This is a genomic window from Kutzneria chonburiensis (genome assembly GCF_028622115.1).
Taxonomy (GTDB): Bacteria; Actinomycetota; Actinomycetes; order Mycobacteriales; family Pseudonocardiaceae; genus Kutzneria; species Kutzneria chonburiensis.
Genome location: NZ_CP097263.1, coordinates 5,171,927 through 5,189,303, shown reverse-complemented (window position 1 = coordinate 5,189,303; position 17,377 = coordinate 5,171,927). Strand labels below are relative to the sequence as shown.

The window sequence follows — 17,377 nt, the reverse complement described above, 5'->3', positions numbered from 1 at the left end:
CATGGGGTACAAGGCGAAGTTCAAGGTGTGGCGCGGTGACGCGGAAGGCGGCGACCTCCAGGACTTCACCGTCGAGGTGAACGAGGGCGAGGTCGTGCTGGACGTGATCCACCGGCTGCAGGCCACCCAGGCGCCGGACATGGCCGTGCGGTGGAACTGCAAGGCCGGCAAGTGCGGCTCCTGCTCGGCCGAGATCAACGGCCGGCCGCGGCTGCTGTGCATGACCCGGATGTCGACGTTCACCGAGGACGAGACCGTCACGGTGACGCCGATGCGGACCTTCCCGGTGATCCGCGACCTGGTCACGGACGTCAGCTACAACTACGAGAAGGCCCGTGAGGTGCCGGCGTTCGCGCCGCCCGAGGGGGTCGAGCCGGGCGAGTACCGGATGCAGCAGATCGACGTGGAGCGCTCGCAGGAGTTCCGCAAGTGCATCGAGTGCTTCCTGTGCCAGAACACCTGTCACGTGGTGCGTGACCACGAGGAGAACAAGACCAACTTCTCCGGTCCGCGGTTCCTGATGCGCATCGCCGAGCTGGACATGCACCCGCTCGACGCCCATGAGAACCGGGCGCAGGAGGCCAAGACCGATCACGGGCTGGGTTTCTGCAACATCACCAAGTGCTGCACCGAGGTGTGCCCGGAGCACATCAAGATCACCGACAACGCGTTGATCCCCATGAAGGAGCGGGTCGCGGACCACTACTACGACCCGATTCTCCGGCTGTTCAAGCGTTCCTCGAAATAGGTTGTCTCCGGGATGGGTGGGAATGGTCCTACCCATCCCGGGTCGACAGTTGCGTCAACCCTGTGCACGATGGGGTGCGTGAACCAGCGAGCCACCGGCTTCGCCGCGCTGGTGGCGGCGGCGTCGGTGCTGGTCGCCGCGTGCGGCGGCCCCGATGAGCCGGCTCCGACCACGACGACGCGGCCGGCCGAGTCGGCGACCCTGAAGCGGATCACCGACCGCGGCAAGATCATCATTGGTCTGCGGGCCGACACCCCCGGCCTGGCCCACCGTGATCCCGTCTCGGGCACCTTCGGCGGCTTCGAGGTGGAGCTGGGCAAGCTGATCGCCACCGGCCTGGGGCTCAAGCCCGAGCAGATCGCCTTCACCGCGTTGACCGCCGACACCGCGCTGCCCTCGGTCGCCGCCGGCACCGTGGACATCTACCTGGGCGGAACCACGCCGGCGCAGGCCAAGCAGGCCAAGCTCGACGCCGCCGGGCCGTACCTGACGGCCGGGCTGGGCCTGCTGTACCGGAAGTCCGGGCCGACCGTGACCGACGCGAGCACCGCCGCCGGCCGCAAGGTCTGCACGGTGTCGAACTCGCCGGAGCAGGCCATGGCCCGCGACGCCAAGCTCACCGACCCGAACAAGCTGCTCGGCAGCACCTCGGTTCGGGACTGCGTGGACGAGCTGGGCTCCGGCGGCGTGGATGCCGTTGCCGACTACCTGCCGGTGGTGGCCGGTTATGCCGCGGCCGACGCGACAAACCTGTCCGTGTCGGCGCTGGCGGCCCCGAAGCCGGTGGACTACGTGATCGCCCTGCCCGGCGGCGACAGTGGCCTCAGGGACCGGCTGACCCGGATCATCCGCACCGCCGTCACCGACGGCACCTGGCAGCGTGACTACGACCAGGCGCTCGGCACCGCGGGCCCCAAACCAGCCCCACCCAGCATCCCCAGCTGAACCCCGCGAGTCCCGCCCACAGTCACACCGAATGCGTGAAACGGATTCAGCATTTCGGTGTGACGCTAAGCGGGACTCGCGGGGGTTTTACAGGGGGTCGGCGCCGGGGAGGGCGGTGACGGTGACGGCCGAGGGGTTGACCGGTGGGGCGCTGCTGCGGCCGCGGCGGGACATGCGCTGCTCCAGCAGGGCCGCCAGCCTGGTCACCACCCAGTTGACCACCACGTAGATCAGGCCGATCACGATCAGCGTGGGGATGGTGTTGCCGTAGTTGGCCGACAGGATCCGGTAGTTGGACAGCAGATCCGCGAAGGACAGGATCGTGCTGCCGATGGCGGTGTCCTTCACGATGACCACGAGCTGGCTGACGATGGCCGGCAGCATCACCGTGACGGCCTGCGGCAGCAGGATGGTCAGCATGGTCTGGGTCTTGCGCAGGCCCAGCGCGTAGGACGCCTCGGACTGGCCCTTGGGCAGCGAGGCGATGCCGGCCCGGAACACCTCGGCCAGGACCGAGCCGTTGTACAGCACCAGACCCGTCACCACGGCGAACAGCGGCCGGATGTCGGAGTCGATGTCGGTGTACCAGACGTAGAAGAAGTTCGAGAACAGCATCAGCATCAGCACCGGGATGGCCCGGAACAGCTCGACCAGCACGCCGGCCGGCACCCGGATCCACACGTGCTCGGACAGCCGGGCGATGCCGAAGACCGCGCCGACCGGCAGCGCGATGACGATGGCCAGCACCGCGGCCATCAGCGTGGTGCCCAGGCCCGGGATCAGGTACTGGGTCCAGGTGGAGCCGTCGGTGAACGGCGTCCACATCTTGGCCGTGAGCTGGCCCTTGTCGCTCAGCGCCGTGAACACGTACCACGCCACCGCGGCCAGCACGGCCAGGAACACCACGCTGTAGATGGTGTTGCGCACCTTGGCCTTGGGGCCGGGCGCGTCGTAGAGGACGGAGGGCGCGCCGCTCATCGCTTCACCGCCACCTTCTGGGACAGCCAGCCCAGCACCAGGCCGACGGGGAGGGTCAGGATCACGAAGCCGATCGCGAACACGACGAAGACCAGCGAGCCGGCCTGCCCCTCGTTCTCGATCATGGTCTTCATCAGCACCGCCGCCTCGGCCACGCCGATGGCGCTGGCGATGGTGGTGTTCTTGGTCAACGCGATGAGCACGCTGGCCAGCGGGGCCACCACCGAGCGCAGCGCCTGCGGCAGCACCACGATGGTCAGCGTCTGCATGAAGCCGAGGCCCAGCGCGCGGGACGCCTCGGCCTGGCCGACCGGCACGGTGTTGATGCCCGAGCGGACGGCCTCGGACACGAAGGTGCCGGTGTAGAGGATGAAGGCCAGCACCGACAGCCGGAAGTTGGTGATGTCGATGGCCGACGTGGTGGTGTCGGTGGTCAGTGACACGCCGAGCGTCTGGTACAGGCCGAGGGACGCGGCCACCACCAGCAGGGTCAGCGGGGTGTTGCGGACGACGGTGACGTACGCGGTGGCGAACGCCCGCATCAGCCACACCGGGCTGACCCGCATGCCGGCCAGCACGATGCCCCAGACCAGGGCGCCGATCGCCGACCAGAACGTGAGCTGCACGGTGACCCAGAACGCACCGAGCAGGTCGTAGTTGCTCAGGAAGTCCACCTGGCAAGCTCCTCGGGTGTGAGAAGGGGCGCCGGACAACCGTCCGGCGCCCCCGACTTCAGAAGATCACTTCTCGGTGATCGGCGGCTCGGCCGGCACCTTGTAGTTGTCGCCGAAGTTCTTCTTCAGCGCGGCGGCCCAGGAGCCGTCCTTCTCCATCTCCTGGATGTAGCTGTCGATGGCGGCCTGGGTCTTGGTGTCGCCCTTCTTCAGGCCGACGCCGTAGGGCTCGGTGGAGAACGGCTTGCCGACGACCTTGAGCTTGCCGGCGTTGGCCGCGGCGTAGCCCTGAAGGATGATGTCGTCCGTGCTCAGCGCGTCGATGGCGCCGTTGAGCAGGCCGGTGACGCACTCCGAGTAGCCGCCGTACTGCTGGAGGGCCACCTGGTTGGCGAACTTGCTCTGGATGTTCTGGGCCGAGGTGGACCCGGTCACCGAGCAGAGCTTCTTGCCGTTGAGCGTCTCCGGACCGGTGATCGCCGTGTTGTCCGACTTCACCAGCAGGTCCTGGCCGGCGACGAAGTACGGGCCGGCGAAGGAGACCTTGGCCTTGCGCTTGTCGTTGATCGTGTACGTGGCGATCACCAGGTCGACGTCGCCCTGGGCGATCAGGTCCTCGCGCTGGGCCGAGGGGGCCTGCTTGAAGACGATGTTCTTCTCGTCGACGCCGAGCTTCTTGGCGATGTACTTGGCCACGTCGACGTCGAAGCCGGTGTAGCCGTCGGCCGTCTTCAGGCCGAGGCCGGGCTGGTCGAACTTGATGCCGACGGTCAGCTTGTTGGCCGTCTTGGCTCGGTCGACCAGCGAGTCGCTGCCGGCGGCCGCCTGCTGGCTCTTGCCACCGCAGGCGGTCACGGCCAGGGCCAGCGCCGCCACCACTGCGCCCGCGCGCAGAACCGGGCTCAACCGCATGATGTCTTTCCTCTCGGACGGTCGGTACTTCAGTGGCTGAGGATCTTGCCGAGGAAGTCGCGCGCCCGCTCGGAGCGGGGCGCGGTGAAGAACTCCTCGGTCGCGGCGTCCTCGACGATCTCGCCGTCGGCCATGAACACCACGCGGTCGGACGCGCGGCGGGCGAAGCCCATCTCGTGCGTGACCACCAGCATCGTCATGCCGTCGCGGGCCAGCGACGTCATCACGTCCAGCACCTCGTTGACCACCTCGGGGTCCAGCGCCGAGGTCGGCTCGTCGAACAGCATCACCTTGGGCTTCATGTTGAGCGCCCTGGCGATGGCGGCCCGCTGCTGCTGGCCGCCGGACAGCTGGGCCGGGTACTTGTCGGCCTGGTTGGCGATGCCGACCCGCTCCAGCAGCTCCATGCCGGTCCTGCGGGCATCGGCCGACGAAACGCCGCGCACCTTCACCGGGGCCAGCATGACGTTCTCGACGATCGTCTTGTGCGCGAACAGGTTGAAGGACTGGAAAACCATGCCCACATCGGCCCGCAGCCGGGCCAGCGCCTTGCCCTCGGCCGGCACGGGCACGCCGTCCACCTCGATGGCGCCCTTGTCGATCGGCTCGAGGCGGTTGATCGTGCGGCACAGCGTTGACTTGCCCGACCCGGACGGCCCGAGCACCACGACCACCTGGCCCTTGGGGACCTCGAGGTCGATGTTCTTGAGCACGTGCAGCGGACCGAAGAACTTGTCCACGCCCGCCATCCTGATCATCGGCGGCGTGGCGCCGGCAGCAGACATCGATCCTCCACGACGACAAAGGGGGCGGGTGTTGGCGGGAAACCTAGGGTTCACCGTCGACACCAGTCCAGGCAGCTTGACCAAGTCTTAGGGTTGCAGCTCAGTCACGCAGCCTAGCGGCGTGGCACCGGCCGTTCGCCCCGGGTGTGACGGACGCTCGACATCGACCGGCGTGTCCACAGTGGAGGAACGGACCCGTCGGCTGTCAAGACAGCCGAGTGTAAAGACTCGGCAAACTCTGCACGGTGAAATCGATCAGCTTCACTCGTTCGGAGTAATGCCCTCGGGGACCGCCCCGCCGGCGTGTGACCCCAGCCACCTAGAGTTGCTGTCGACCCCGCCGCACCGGCCGGGGAGGGACACGCGGGGAGGTGCCACTGGTGCGGGTACTGCTCGTCGAGGACGACGACCGGGTCGCCGAGGCGTTGCTGCCGGCCCTGGCCAGGCGGGGGCTGACGGTGGAGCGGCTGGCCACCGGGCGCGGCGTGCTCGACCGGCTCACCGGCGTCGACGTCGTGCTGCTCGACCTCGGCCTGCCCGACATCGACGGGATCACGCTGTGCCGGCAGATCAGGGCGGCCAGCGACGTGGCGATCATCGTGGTGTCGGCGCGCGGCGAGGTCGACGACCGGATCCTCGGTCTGCACGCCGGCGCGGACGACTACCTGGTCAAGCCGTACGACGTCGGCGAGCTGGTGGCCCGGGTGCACGCGGTGCGACGCCGTCGCGGCGACGCCGTGCCCGGGGCCGGCGGCGGCACCGCCGGCGTGGTCCAGGTCGGCGACGTGCACATCGACCTGGTTCGCCACCAGGTGACCGTGGCCGACGAGGCGATCACCCTGTCCCGCAAGGAGTTCCAGGTGCTGGCCCTGGTGGTCGGGGCCGGCGGCGCGGTGTGCACACGGGAGCGGATCATTGCCGAGGTGTGGGGCCGCAGCTGGGCCGGGGCCAACCGGACGCTGGACGTGCACGTGGCCACCCTGCGCACCAAGCTCGGCCGGCCGGCGCTGGTGGAGACCGTGCGTGGCGTCGGCTACCGGCTGACCGCCGACGGGCACGCCGGGGCCGGGGCCGGCTGAGGTGCGTACGCGGCTGCTCGGCAGCTTTGTCATCGTCGTCGCGATCCTGGTGCTGGGCCTGGGGATTCCGCTGGCGCTGACGTTCGCGCAGAACTTCCAGAGCGTGCAGTTCGCCGACCGGGCGGCCGACACCAGCCGCTACGCCTCGCTGTCGCAGCGGCTGCTCGTCAACGGCGGCGACGACCCCGGCCTGAACGACCAGCTGGCCAGCTATCACGACGTGTACGACATCGAGGTGGCCGTGTTCGACCGCGGCGACCAGGCGTCCGACGGCTCGTTTCGAGCGCTGGCCCGGGCCGGTTCGCTGATCGACCAGACCGACGCCGACGTCCATGACGATCTGGTCAACGCCCGCGCCGGCCGTGGCACCCAGCAGGGGGCGCTGCTGCTGCCGTGGAACGGCGCGCCGATGGTCGTGGCCGAGCCGGTGCTGGTCAACGGCGAGGTGCGCGGCGTCGTCGTCACGTCATCGCCGACCGACCGGACGCGGACGCTGATCTGGTTGTCCTGGGCGGCAATCCTGGTCGGTGGCGTGCTGGCGGTCGGGCTGGCCGTGCTGGTCGCGCTGCCGCTCGTACGCTGGATGCTGCGGCCGGTTCTGTTGCTGGACAACGCGACCGCCGCGCTGCTGCCGGCGATCGTCAACGGGCGCAAGGTGGATCCGGTCGGCGGCGACATCGGCCCGCCCGAGCTGCGCCGGCTCACCCGCTCCTTCGACCAGATGGCCGTCAGCGTCAGCGACGTGCTCGCCGCGCAGCGGGCCTTCGTCGCCGACGCCTCGCACCAGCTGCGCAATCCCTTGACGGCGCTGCGAATCCGTCTGTCCAATCTGGAGGGTCACGTCGATCCCGACGTGCAGGAGCAGCAGGCCGCCGCGCTGGAGGAGGCCGACCGGCTCAACCGGATCCTGGACGAGCTGCTGGCCATGGCCCGGGCCGAAAGTTCCTCCGTCGACCCGGTTCCGGTCGACGTGGACCAGGTCGTGAGCGCGCGGCTGCGGGCGTGGCAGGCCGTGGCCACCGCCAAGGGCGTCGCCCTCGTGCTGGACGGCGAGCCCGGCGGCATGTCGCTGGCCCCGCCGCGCGGCCTGGAGACCGTGCTGGATGCGTTGCTGGACAACGCTTTGAAGTTCACCGGCGACGACACCCTGGTGATGGTCGAGGTGCACCGCGTCGACGACCGGGTGCGGCTGGCCGTGCGCGATCACGGGCCCGGGCTGCACCCCGACGAGCTGGAGCGGGCCACCGACCGCTTCTGGCGCAGCGCCGGCCACCAGAACGTCCGCGGCTCCGGCCTCGGCCTGGCCATCGTGCGCCTACTCGTCGAACGCGTCGGCGGCACCGTCGACCTCTCCCTCCCCGACGGCGGCGGCCTCCGCGTAGCCTTCGACATCCCTGCCCTTTGAAGTTCGGAACGGACCATTCCTCTACTCGGAGTTTTGGAACGGTCCGTTCACACCTTCGCTGAGCGGTAGTACTCCAGGGCGCCGTCGTGGAGGGGGATGGGACGGGTCTCGATGGCCGAGCGGCGGTCGATCAGCTGCGCGGCCAGCGCCACCACCTGGTCCCGGTCGGTGGCCAGGTCGGGCTGGGCGTCGAACAACGTCCGCAGCAGGCCCTGGACCTCGTCGGACGGCATGTCCTCGCGGACCATCAGCAGGTTGTGCACGGCCAGCGTGCTCACCGGCTTGTCGCCCTGCCGCAGCTGCGGATAGGCGGTCGCCGGCACCGTCTCCACGTTGTAGTAGGGCAGGTCCTTCAGGTTCACGGTGGTCAGGTCGAGCATGCGGAGCTGGTCCGGGTGCGCCTTCATGGTGGCCGTGATGTCCGGCGTCGGCAGGCCGCCGGACCAGAACAGCGCGTCCACCCCGCCGGTGATCAGGTCGGGCAGCGAGTCGCGCAGGCTCTGCTGCTTGTACGAGTCGCTCGACTCGGGCAGGCCGGCCGCCTTGAGCAGGTTGCGGGCCACCACCGTGACGCCCGAGTTCAGGCTGCCGATGGACACCCGGTGGCCGGCCAGGTCGGCCAGCTTCTGGATCGGCGAGTCGCTGCGCACCAGGACCTGGATGTAGTCGTCGTAGATGCGGGCCAGCGCGCGCAGCCCGGCCGAGCCGCGAGCGGCCGCGTCGGCGGCCACGAACGCGATGTCGGCGTGGTTGTTGTGCAGGGCGACCAGGTTGTCCACCGAGCCGTTGGTCTGGAGCACCTTCTTGGTCAGGTCGAGCTGCTCCTGCCACAGGTCGGCCAGCCGCGAGCCGAGCGTGAAGTAGACGCCGCCGGGACCGCCGGTGGCGATGCGCAGCTGCACGCCGGACAGGCTGGAGCCGCAGGCCGCCAGGGTCGGCCCGGCGAGCGTCGCAGCGGCCCCTAGCATGATCAGGGCCCGTCGTGTCAGTGGCACCTGTCCATCCTGCCAGCAGGGGGTTCTACCCTGGGGACCGAGCGGTCGTCGGGAAGAGGTAGATGCAGTGACACGGAGTTACGAGATTCGCACGTTCGGTTGCCAGATGAACGTGCACGACTCCGAGCGGCTGGCCGGCATGCTCGAGGACGCCGGCTACACGCCCGCCGGCCAGGATTCGCCGCCCGACCTGGTCGTGTTCAACACGTGCGCGGTCCGCGAGAACGCCGACAACAAGCTGTACGGCACGCTCGGGCACATGCGGCCGCTGAAGACGGCCAACCCCGACATGCAGGTCGCGGTGGGCGGCTGCCTGGCCCAGAAGGACCGCAGCACCATCGTCCAGCGGGCGCCGTGGGTCGACGTCGTGTTCGGCACCCACAACATCGGCTCGCTGCCGACGCTGCTGGAGCGGGCCCGGCACAACAACGAGGCCCAGGTCGAGATCCTCGAATCGCTGGAGACCTTCCCGTCCACGCTGCCGGCGCGCCGCGACTCCGCCTACTCCGGCTGGGTGTCGATCTCCGTCGGCTGCAACAACACCTGCACCTTCTGCATCGTTCCGTCCTTGCGCGGCAAGGAGAAGGACCGCCGGCCGGGCGACGTGCTGGCCGAGGTGCAGGCGCTGGTCGATGAGGGCGTGCTCGAGGTGACGCTGCTCGGCCAGAACGTCAACTCCTACGGCGTCGAGTTCGGCGACCGGCTGGCCTTCGGCAAGCTGCTGCGCTCGGTCGGCCAGATCGACGGGCTGGAGCGGATCCGCTTCACCTCGCCGCACCCCAAGGACTTCACCGACGACGTGATCGCCGCGATGGCCGAGACACCGGCGGTCTGCCCCCAGCTGCACATGCCCCTGCAGTCCGGCTCGGACCGTCTGCTGAAGGAGATGCGGCGGTCCTACCGGACCGAGAAGTACCTGGGCATCCTGGACAAGGTGCGGTCGGCCATGCCGGACGCCGCGATCACCACCGACATCATCGTCGGCTTCCCCGGCGAGACCGAGGAGGACTTCCAGGGCACCCTGGACGTGGTGCGGCAGGCCCGGTTCGCCAGCGCCTTCACGTTCCAGTACTCCAAGCGCCCCGGCACGCCGGCCGCCTCGATGGACGGCCAGCTGCCCAAGGAGGTCGTGCAGGAGCGGTTCGACCGGCTGGTCGCCGTGCAGGAGGAGAACTCGCTGCTCGGCAACCAGGCCCAGGTCGGGCGGGAGATCGAGGTGCTGGTGGCGCAGGGGGAGGGCCGGCGCGACGAGGAGACGCAGCGGATGAGCGGCCGGGCCCGTGACGGCCGGCTCGTGCACTTCGCCGCCACGCCCGGCGTGCGCGCCGGCGACGTCGTGCACACCGTCGTCACCTACGCGGCGCCGCATTACCTGGTCGCCGACGGGGCACTCCTGTCCCACCGGCGGACCAGGGCCGGGGACAACACCGAGGCCGGTCTGCGGCCCAAGACCTCGGGGGTCAGCCTCGGGCTGCCCTCGTTCGGCACGCCGGCCCCGCTCGCGCCGGCCGAAGGATGTGCGATCCAGTGACTGACGACCTGTCCGACCTCCAGGTGGAGGTGCCCAAGGCCCCGCGCCGCGCGTTCCGTCAGATCGACCCGGGCGCCCGGGCCATGGTCATCGCCGTCTGCGTGATGCTCATGATCGTGTCCGCGCTGCTGCCCTGGGTCCAGTCGGCCAGCGGCTGGCAGGTGCTGTTCGGCCTGGCCCCCAAGGGCACCCCGATCGGGCTCGTGCCGGTGCTGTTCGCCTTCTGCGCCATGCTTTTCGGCGTCCTGGTGTCCGGCGCCGCGTTGGTCACCCGCCTGTGGGCACTGTCCTTCGCCGCCGCGGCGGGCTGCGGCTTCAGCCTGGTGACGTCGTTGTTGGCCGTCTGGTCGCAGCAGTCGACGTCCAGTCACGAGCCGGGTCCCGGCCCGGGCATCGGCATCATCCTGGGCCTGCTGACCCTGATCGTGCTGACCTTCCAGTGGGTGAAGCTGACCTTCGCCCGGGACTGATCGCGTACGAAAAAGGCCCCCACCGAACGGTGGGGGCCTTTTTCGTTGCTCAGCGGGTCGCGACTGCCTGCTCGGCCGCGGCCAGCCACTCACGCCACTGCGCCGCCTGGGCCTCGGCCTGCTCGGCGCGGCGCTTGTCGCCGGCCGACCGGGCCTTCGCCGCCTGCGCCTCGAACTGGGTCACGCGCTCGCGGAACTGCGCCACCCGGGCCTCGGCCTCCGGGTCGGTGCGGCGCCACTGGGCGTCGACCGCGCCGCGGACCTTCTCCTCGATGGACCGCAGCCGGCCCTCCAGCTCACGGACCCGCTCGCGCGGCACCTTGCCGATCTGGTCCCAGCGCTCCTGGAGCTTGTACAGGGCGTTGCGGGCCGCCTCCAGGCCGGCGCCCGGGTCGATGCCCTCGGCCTCGGCCAGCAGCTCTTCCTTGAGCTTGGCGTTCGTGCCGAACTCGGCGTCCCGCTCGTCGAAGGCGGCCGACCGCCGCGCGAAGAACTTGTCCTGCGCGGCCCGGAAGGCCTGCCACAGCGCGTCGTCCGACTCCTTGGGCGCGCGGCCCGCGGCCTTCCACTCGACCATCAGGTCCTTGTAGCGACCGGCGGTCACGCCCCAGTCGTCCGAGCCCGCGAGCGCCTCGGCCTCGTCGACCAGCTCCTGCTTGCGGGTCTTGGCCGTCGCCCGCTGCCGGTCGAGATCGGCGAAGTGCGCGCCACGGCGGCGGTTGAAGGCGTCCCGTGCCTTGGAGAACCGGCGCCACAGCTGCTCGTCGGTCTTGCGGTCGACGCCGCGGATCGTCTTCCACTCGTCGAGAATGGCCCGCAGCCGGTCCCCGGCGGACTTCCACTGGGTCGACTCGTTGGCCAGCGTCTCGGCCTCCTCGACCAGCGCCTGCTTGCGCTGGGCCGACTCGGCGCGGGCGGCGTCGCGAGCCACCTTGGCCTTGTCGACGGCCTTCTCGGCGGTGGCGATCACGTGCGCCACCCGGGCCCGCAGCGCCGCGAGGTCGCCGACGACGGCCGCGTCGGTCAGGCCGTCACGGACGTGCTTCGCGCTGGTCAGCGCCTGCTTCGGGTCGCCGGCGCCGGACTTCAGCCGCGCCTCGAGCAGCTCGACCTCGGTACGCATGTCGTCGAAGCGGCGGGCGAAGTGGGCCAGCCCCTCGGCCGGCTCGCCGGCCTGCCAGGACCCGACCTCGCGCTCACCGTCCTCGCCCTTGACATAGACCTTGCCGGCCTCGTCCACCCGGCCCCACCGGGTCGGATCATCCGAGGCGACCGGCACCGGCGGCGGCGTGGACCCCGCCGTCGCCCCCGCGCCGCCCCCACTGGACTGGCCCGCCTCGGGCTGCGGCACCGGCGTCACTTCCGTGGCCACCTGCTCCGCCGCCGCCTGCTCGACCCCGTCCACCGGGGCCGTCTCCTGGTCCGTCATCGCCGGCTTCCTCCTCGCCTGCCACCATGAGCCCGTGCCGGGGCACGAGCGCCCCGCACACCGGCGAGGCCCAAACGACCGGGTACTCCGAACGCGTGGTCCGAATACCTTCGCCGGGCATTCAAACAGGTCAGGGCTCGGCTGTGTACTCCGAGTCGGCAGGTAGCGTGCCGTATCGTGATCGTAGGCGTTGCCGTGGTGCCCCATCCGCCCCTGCTGGTACCCGAACTGGTGGCCGGCGCGGTGGCCGAGACGGAGGCCGTCAGACGCGCCTGTGTGGCCGCCGGCAAGCGGCTAGCAGCGCTAAGCCGGGAGTGGCTGGCCATCGCCGGATCGGTTGATTTCTGCGGCCTGACCAGCGCGGATGCCGTCGGCTCCTTTCGTGGCTACGGCGTTGACAAGATCGTCTCCCTGTCCGAGGCCTCGGCTACGGGCGAGGTCGATCCGGCGCTTCCGCTGCCGGTGTTGGTCGCCGGGTGGCTGCGGGAGCAGGCCGGGGCGGCCCGGGTCGTCGTCGAGACGGTCGATCCGCGGGGTTCGGTCGACGACAGTCGGCGAGTGGGCGAACGGCTGGCCCGACAGGACCGTCCGGTCGGGCTGCTCGTGCTGGGCGACGGGTCGAGCCGGCATCCCGGGCCGGCCGGTCACCCCGACGAGCGATCGATCGGTTACGACGCGTCGGTGCGGGACGCTCTTGCCGCCGCCGATGTGGACGCCTTGCTGGGGCTGGACGTCCCGCTGGCGGCCGAGCTGGACGTGTCCGGCCGGGCGGCGTGGCAGGCGTTGGCCGGGGCCGCAGCGGGCCGTTCGTGGCGGGGCGAGCTGTTGTACTCCGACTCCCCGTTCGGTGTCGGGTACCACGTGGCCTGCTGGGAGCCGGCGTGAGCGAGCTTGCGAGCGAACCGATTCCACGCAGTACCGTGCGTCCCATCGCGGTGGTCGGTCCGACCGCCGCCGGCAAGTCCGACCTCGGCGTCGAGCTCGCCCTGCGGTTCGGCGGCGAGGTGATCAACGCCGACGCCATGCAGCTGTACCGGGGGATGGACATCGGGACGGCCAAGCTGTCCATGGCCGAGCGTCGCGGCGTGCCCCATCACATGCTCGATGTCCTGGATGTCACCGAGACCGCTTCCGTCGCCGCCTACCAGCGCCAGACCCGGGAGTTGATGGAGCGCCTCATCGCCTCCGGCGTGACCCCCATCCTCGTCGGCGGTTCCGGCCTGTACATCCAGGCCGTCCTCGACGAGCTCGAGTTCCCCGGCACCGACCCCGCCATCCGGTCCCGTCTCGAAGCGGACCTAGCAACGCTAGGTTCCGAAGCACTGCACACAAAGCTAGCAACGCTAGATCCCCTGGCAGCGACAGCCATCCTCCCTTCCAACGGCCGTCGCGTCGTCCGGGCCCTAGAGGTCATCGAGCTCACCGGCCGCCCTTTCTCGGCCACCATGCCCAAGCGCGGCGAGCCCCGTTTCGGCACCGTCCAGATCGGCATCGACCGCGACGTAGCGGAGTTGGACTCCCGCGTCGACCTCCGCGTAGATCTCATGTACTCCGCGGGTCTGGTCGCCGAGGTCCAGTCCCTCGAGCCCCTCGGCCTCCGCTCCGGCCTCACCGCTTCCCGCGCCCTCGGCTACCAGCAGACCTTGGCTTACCTCGACGGCTCTTGCGACCTCCCCACCGCCGCGGCTGACACCGCCCGCGCCACCCGCCGCTTCGTCCGCCGCCAGCGCTCTTGGTTCCGCCGCGACCACCGCATCACCTGGTTCGACGGCGCCCGCCCCGATCTGTTCGAGGCCGTCGGCGCGATACTCTGAACGGGTGGGTATCGAGTTCGTCAAGGGGCATGGCACCGAGAACGACTTCGTCGTGCTGCCCGATCCCGACGGCACGCTGGAGTTGACCGAGTCTCGCGTGCAGGCCCTGTGTGACCGTCAGCGCGGGCTCGGCGCCGACGGTGTCCTGCGCGTCGTGCCCAACAAGCTCTTCTCCGGTTCCGGCGACGGTTGGTTCATGGACTACCGCAACGCCGACGGCTCGATCGCCGAGATGTGCGGCAATGGCGTTCGGGTCTTCGCCACCTACCTCGTCGACGCCGGCCTGGCTTCACCCGGCGAGTTCGTCGTCGGCACCCGGGCCGGCGACCGTCCCGTCGTCGTGCACCCCGACGGCTCCGTCACCGTCCAGATGGGCCCCACCCGCGTCTTCGGCGAGTCCGTCGCCACGCTCGGCGGCGTCAACTTCCCCGGCGTCGCCGTCGACGTCGGCAATCCCCACCTCGTCTGCGTCACCGACGTCCCCGTCGCTTCCCTCGACCTCTCCGTCGCCCCCGGCCGGGACCAGTCCCTGTTCCCGCACGGCGTCAACGTCGAGTTCGTCAACCGCCTCTCGCCCACGTCCCTCGCCATGCGCGTCCACGAACGCGGCGTCGGCGAGACCCGCTCCTGCGGCACCGGCACCGTCGCCACCGTCGCCGCCCACCTGCACCTCCTCGGCCTCCCCACCGGCTCCGCCACCGTCACCATCCCCGGCGGCCAGGTCACCGTCACCATCGACGCCGCCGACAGCACCCTCACCGGCCCCGCCGTCCTCGTCGCCCGCGGCGAACTCAGCGACGCCTGGTGGGCTTCCCGCTGACGGGCACCTGACCGTTCACAGGTGATGCCAGGCGTGCGCGCAGCCGGCGGCGCAGGACCTGGCCCGCCGTCGTTCGTCCGCGACGCCGAGCAAGGACACGAGTAGCCGGAACGACTTTGCCCACTCGTCCGGCGGCAGGCCGGCGATCTTCGCCAGCCGTCCTCGGGCCAGCAGCACGGCCGGGGTGTGGGTGGTGAGAAGTCCAGCCCGGCGAACACTTTCCGGCATGTCGTCCGGGACGGCGCGAGCCTGGACGCAGAACTCCGTCAGGCGCAGCAGGACCTCGGACCGGTGGTCGGCGGTCAGCCCGGCGAACCAGGCCGCACCTTCGTCCAACGGCCGAAGACCCTGAGCCAACTCGTTGAGCCGGAGCGCCTGCTCGTCCATGCCGGCATCCTGCCGAACCGGGATCGTCAGCCGGCGGCCTGGTCGGCGATGGACTGCTCGTAGGCGGCGCGGGCGGTGGGGTCGACGGAGGTGAGGGCGCGGCGGTCGCCGATGAGGCGGCGGGCGGAACGCATGAGGGGTTCGGGAGTGAGGGCGTTGAGGAGGTCCCAAGCGGCGAGGTAGCGAGGGACGGGGACCTCGGCGCGGCGGGTGGCGAGGGTGCGGAAGATGGCGGTGGCGACGGTGGAGGGGGAGACGGTGGGAAGGCCGCGGCCGAGGGGGACGCCGGACGAGAGGCGGGTGCGGACGGCGGAAGGCAACACCGTGCTGACGCTGACGCCGGTGGGGGCGAACTCGGCGCGGACGGCGGCGGAGAGGCCGACGGCGGCGAACTTGCTGGCGTTGTAGACGGCCATGCCGGGAATGGGGATCTTGCCGGCCATGGAGGCGACGTTGACGATGTGGCCCCGGCGGCGAGAGATCATGTGGGGGAGCACGAGGCGCATGCCGTGCACCGGTCCCCAGAGGTTGACGTCGATGGTGGTGCGGGAGGTGGCCTCGGGCTCGGCGAGGAAGTCGCCGAGCGGCATGACGCCGGCGTTGTTGACGAGAACGTCGATGCGGCCGAAGGAATCGAGCACGGCGCGGACGCAGTCGGAGAACGAGCCGGCGGAAGAAACGTCTGCGGTGTAAGGGAAAGCCTGAGGGCCGATGGACTGGGCGGCCTCGGTGGCGGCGGCGCCGTCGAGGTCGGCGACGCAGACGATGGCGCCGTGCCGGGCGAAGAGCTCGGCGGTGGCGAGGCCGATGCCGCGGCCGCCGCCGGTGATGAGGACGACGGCGCCGTGGGGGTCGATGGCTGGGTAGGTCACGCGCGGGTGTCCTCTCGAACTCGGTCGCCGACGCGGTAGTCGGACGGGTCGAAGCGGCTGAGCGAGCGGATCATGCGGTCGGTGGCCCAAGGCCACGAGAAGCTGTTGCGGCCGTTGGCGTCGATGAAGTAGCTGCGGCAACTGCCGGCGGAGTAGGCGGTGCCGGGCAGGGCGGCCTGCACGCGAGCGTTGAAGGCGTCCTGGATGGGGCGGCGTACTTCGAGGCTGTCGACGGAACGCAGGTGCCGCAAGGCGGACATGATGTAGGCCAGCTGTGCCTCGATGATGACGAAAGCCGAGTTGACGGTGCCGAGGCTGGGACCGAGCACGAGGAACAGGTTGGGAAAGCCGGCGATGGTGGTGCCGAGGTAAGCCTGCGGACTGCCCTGCCAGTGATCGGCCAGGCTGGCCCCGTCGGCGTCGAAGACCCGGCCGGCGATGGGCAGGTCGAGGATGCGGAACCCGGTGCCGAGGATGATCGCGTCGACCTCGGCGGACGTCCCGTCGACGCCGATCACGGTGTTGCCCCGGATCTCGGCGACGCCGGTGGCGTGCACGTCGACGTTGGCTCGCGTGAGAGAAGGGTAGTAGTCGTTGGAGACGAGCGGACGGGTGCAGCCGACGGGATAGTCGGGCGTGACCTTGCGCCGCAGCTGGGGATCGCGAATGGCCCGCCGGATGTTGGCCTCGGCGATGGCGCGCAACAGCGGCTGCGTCCTCAGCCGGCGGAAGGCGAAGCCGAGACCCTCCAAAGCCCGATATTCCAGGCTGCGCAAGGCGTTTCGGAAGCTCCGCCGACGGAGCAACTGCCGTTCGACGGTGGGAATGTGGTGGTCGGGCTTGGGCAGCACCCACTGCGGCGTCCGCTGGAACAGGTGCAACCGTTGCACCGCAGGGGCGATCGCCGGCACGAACTGCACGGCCGACGCCCCGCTGCCGACCACGGCGACCCGTTTGCCGGTCAGGTCGACGTCGTGATCCCACCGCGAGGAGTGGAACACCGGCCCGGAGAACTCGGCCAGACCGGGGATGTCCGGCAGGTTGGGCGTGTGCCACGGCCCGGCGGCGGCGATGATCGCCCGCGCGGTGATGTCACCGTCGATTGTGGACAGACGCCACCGGGACATTGTTGGATCCCAGTGGCTTTCCAACACCTCGACGCCCAGCCGCACGTGCTCGGTGACGCCGAAACGGTCGGCCGTGTCGCCCAGGTAGGTCAGGATCTCCGGCTGCTTGGCGAAGACGCGGCTCCAGTCCGGATTGGGCGCGAAGGTGTAGGAGTACAGCCGCGACGGCACGTCGCAGCCGCAGCCGGGGTAGGTGTTGTCCCGCCAGGTGCCGCCGACGGAGTTTCCCTTCTCCAACACGACAAAGTCGCGTACGCCCTGCTGGCGCAGCCGCACCGCGGCCCCGATGCCGGACGCGCCGGCGCCGATCACCACGACCTCGAACTCGTCCGTTGTCATCGCCGTGCTCCTTGTCGTGCCGTCGAAAGCGCTGCCTCCAGGGCGGGCAGCCGCCGTCGTGGCTCCA

At 70.3% G+C, this 17,377-nt stretch carries 18 protein-coding genes; 9 read left to right on the top strand and 9 right to left on the bottom strand.

The features are described 5' to 3' along the window. Position 1: 1 nt before the first annotated feature. A complete protein-coding gene (locus M3Q35_RS23375; protein WP_273944200.1) occupies positions 2-748 on the top strand; it encodes a succinate dehydrogenase/fumarate reductase iron-sulfur subunit in 747 nt (248 codons plus the stop codon). 78 nt (positions 749-826) lie between these two features. Continuing rightward, positions 827-1,693 (top strand): transporter substrate-binding domain-containing protein, encoded by an 867-nt coding sequence (locus M3Q35_RS23370; RefSeq protein ID WP_273944199.1) that lies wholly within the window; start codon positions 827-829, stop codon positions 1,691-1,693. Between the two features lie 87 nt (positions 1,694-1,780). On the opposite strand, the gene M3Q35_RS23365 is transcribed toward M3Q35_RS23370, so the two are convergent. The 4 genes from M3Q35_RS23365 to M3Q35_RS23350 form a co-directional block, all read right to left on the bottom strand. Continuing rightward, positions 1,781-2,671 carry an amino acid ABC transporter permease gene (locus M3Q35_RS23365; protein WP_273944198.1) on the bottom strand — a complete coding sequence of 297 codons (891 nt, stop codon included), beginning with the start codon at positions 2,669-2,671 and terminating at the stop codon, positions 1,781-1,783. Continuing rightward, positions 2,668-3,345 (bottom strand): amino acid ABC transporter permease, encoded by a 678-nt coding sequence (locus M3Q35_RS23360; protein WP_273944196.1) that lies wholly within the window; start codon positions 3,343-3,345, stop codon positions 2,668-2,670. The genes M3Q35_RS23365 and M3Q35_RS23360 overlap by 4 nt, the downstream gene beginning before the upstream one ends. 66 nt (positions 3,346-3,411) lie before the next feature. Further along, entirely contained in the window at positions 3,412-4,257 is an 846-nt protein-coding gene (locus M3Q35_RS23355) for a glutamate ABC transporter substrate-binding protein (RefSeq protein ID WP_273944195.1), read from the bottom strand. A 29-nt stretch (positions 4,258-4,286) separates the two neighbouring features. Continuing rightward, positions 4,287-5,015 (bottom strand): amino acid ABC transporter ATP-binding protein, encoded by a 729-nt coding sequence (locus tag M3Q35_RS23350; protein ID WP_273944428.1) that lies wholly within the window; start codon positions 5,013-5,015, stop codon positions 4,287-4,289. A 407-nt stretch (positions 5,016-5,422) separates the two neighbouring features. Between M3Q35_RS23350 and M3Q35_RS23345 the strand changes: the two genes are divergently transcribed. Then, the gene (locus tag M3Q35_RS23345; protein ID WP_273944194.1) at positions 5,423-6,121 is read left to right on the top strand and encodes a response regulator transcription factor; all 699 of its coding nucleotides are present in this window, start codon (positions 5,423-5,425) and stop codon (positions 6,119-6,121) included. A gap of 1 nt (position 6,122) precedes the next feature. Then, the gene (locus M3Q35_RS23340; protein WP_273944193.1) at positions 6,123-7,526 is read left to right on the top strand and encodes a sensor histidine kinase; all 1,404 of its coding nucleotides are present in this window, start codon (positions 6,123-6,125) and stop codon (positions 7,524-7,526) included. Positions 7,527-7,573: 47 nt separating this feature from the next. Here the strand turns inward: M3Q35_RS23340 and M3Q35_RS23335 are convergent, their stop codons facing one another. After that, positions 7,574-8,521 (bottom strand): TAXI family TRAP transporter solute-binding subunit, encoded by a 948-nt coding sequence (locus M3Q35_RS23335; RefSeq protein ID WP_273944192.1) that lies wholly within the window; start codon positions 8,519-8,521, stop codon positions 7,574-7,576. A 67-nt stretch (positions 8,522-8,588) separates the two neighbouring features. On the opposite strand from M3Q35_RS23335, the gene miaB reads away from it, so the two are divergent. Both miaB and M3Q35_RS23325 read left to right on the top strand, forming a co-directional pair. Next, positions 8,589-10,052 carry a tRNA (N6-isopentenyl adenosine(37)-C2)-methylthiotransferase MiaB gene (miaB, locus tag M3Q35_RS23330; protein ID WP_273944190.1) on the top strand — a complete coding sequence of 488 codons (1,464 nt, stop codon included), beginning with the start codon at positions 8,589-8,591 and terminating at the stop codon, positions 10,050-10,052. Further along, positions 10,049-10,522 (top strand): Rv2732c family membrane protein, encoded by a 474-nt coding sequence (locus M3Q35_RS23325; RefSeq protein ID WP_273944189.1) that lies wholly within the window; start codon positions 10,049-10,051, stop codon positions 10,520-10,522. The genes miaB and M3Q35_RS23325 overlap by 4 nt, the downstream gene beginning before the upstream one ends. A 49-nt stretch (positions 10,523-10,571) precedes the next feature. Here M3Q35_RS23325 and M3Q35_RS23320 read toward each other — a convergent pair whose 3' ends face one another. Next, positions 10,572-11,951: a DUF349 domain-containing protein gene (locus tag M3Q35_RS23320; RefSeq protein WP_273944187.1), complete on the bottom strand. Its 1,380-nt coding sequence runs from the start codon at positions 11,949-11,951 to the stop codon at positions 10,572-10,574. A gap of 177 nt (positions 11,952-12,128) precedes the next feature. On the opposite strand from M3Q35_RS23320, the gene M3Q35_RS23315 reads away from it, so the two are divergent. Genes M3Q35_RS23315 through dapF form a run of 3 tightly spaced genes read left to right on the top strand, consistent with a single transcriptional unit; the run spans position 12,129 to position 14,585 of the window. Next, positions 12,129-12,836 (top strand): class III extradiol ring-cleavage dioxygenase family protein, encoded by a 708-nt coding sequence (locus tag M3Q35_RS23315; RefSeq protein ID WP_273944186.1) that lies wholly within the window; start codon positions 12,129-12,131, stop codon positions 12,834-12,836. Further along, positions 12,833-13,765 carry a tRNA (adenosine(37)-N6)-dimethylallyltransferase MiaA gene (gene miaA / locus M3Q35_RS23310; protein WP_273944185.1) on the top strand — a complete coding sequence of 311 codons (933 nt, stop codon included), beginning with the start codon at positions 12,833-12,835 and terminating at the stop codon, positions 13,763-13,765. The genes M3Q35_RS23315 and miaA overlap by 4 nt, the downstream gene beginning before the upstream one ends. A 4-nt stretch (positions 13,766-13,769) precedes the next feature. Next, on the top strand, positions 13,770-14,585 hold the full coding sequence (gene dapF, locus M3Q35_RS23305; protein ID WP_273944184.1) for a diaminopimelate epimerase: 816 nt from the start codon (positions 13,770-13,772) through the stop codon (positions 14,583-14,585). Between the two features lie 15 nt (positions 14,586-14,600). Here the strand turns inward: dapF and M3Q35_RS23300 are convergent, their stop codons facing one another. The 3 genes from M3Q35_RS23300 to M3Q35_RS23290 are packed head-to-tail and all read right to left on the bottom strand — an operon-like array spanning position 14,601 to position 17,310. Beyond that, on the bottom strand, positions 14,601-14,972 hold the full coding sequence (locus M3Q35_RS23300; RefSeq protein ID WP_273944183.1) for a DUF5958 family protein: 372 nt from the start codon (positions 14,970-14,972) through the stop codon (positions 14,601-14,603). Positions 14,973-14,998: 26 nt separating this feature from the next. After that, the gene (locus M3Q35_RS23295) at positions 14,999-15,844 is read right to left on the bottom strand and encodes an SDR family oxidoreductase (protein ID WP_273944182.1); all 846 of its coding nucleotides are present in this window, start codon (positions 15,842-15,844) and stop codon (positions 14,999-15,001) included. Continuing rightward, entirely contained in the window at positions 15,841-17,310 is a 1,470-nt protein-coding gene (locus tag M3Q35_RS23290) for a flavin-containing monooxygenase (RefSeq protein ID WP_273944181.1), read from the bottom strand. Before M3Q35_RS23290 ends, M3Q35_RS23295 begins: the two co-directional genes overlap by 4 nt. Positions 17,311-17,377: the final 67 nt, after the last annotated feature.

Excerpts from the sequence above, each read along its gene's own strand:
- M3Q35_RS23375 (WP_273944200.1), top strand. The coding sequence starts at position 2 with ATGGGGTACAAGGCGAAGTTCAAGGTGTGGCGCGGTGACGCGGAAGGC.
- M3Q35_RS23365 (WP_273944198.1), bottom strand. The coding sequence starts at position 2,671 with ATGAGCGGCGCGCCCTCCGTCCTCTACGACGCGCCCGGCCCCAAGGCC.
- M3Q35_RS23355 (WP_273944195.1), bottom strand. The coding sequence starts at position 4,257 with ATGCGGTTGAGCCCGGTTCTGCGCGCGGGCGCAGTGGTGGCGGCGCTG.
- M3Q35_RS23350 (WP_273944428.1), bottom strand. The coding sequence starts at position 5,015 with ATGATCAGGATGGCGGGCGTGGACAAGTTCTTCGGTCCGCTGCACGTG.
- M3Q35_RS23320 (WP_273944187.1), bottom strand. The coding sequence starts at position 11,951 with ATGACGGACCAGGAGACGGCCCCGGTGGACGGGGTCGAGCAGGCGGCG.
- M3Q35_RS23300 (WP_273944183.1), bottom strand. The coding sequence starts at position 14,972 with ATGGACGAGCAGGCGCTCCGGCTCAACGAGTTGGCTCAGGGTCTTCGG.
- M3Q35_RS23290 (WP_273944181.1), bottom strand. The coding sequence starts at position 17,310 with ATGACAACGGACGAGTTCGAGGTCGTGGTGATCGGCGCCGGCGCGTCC.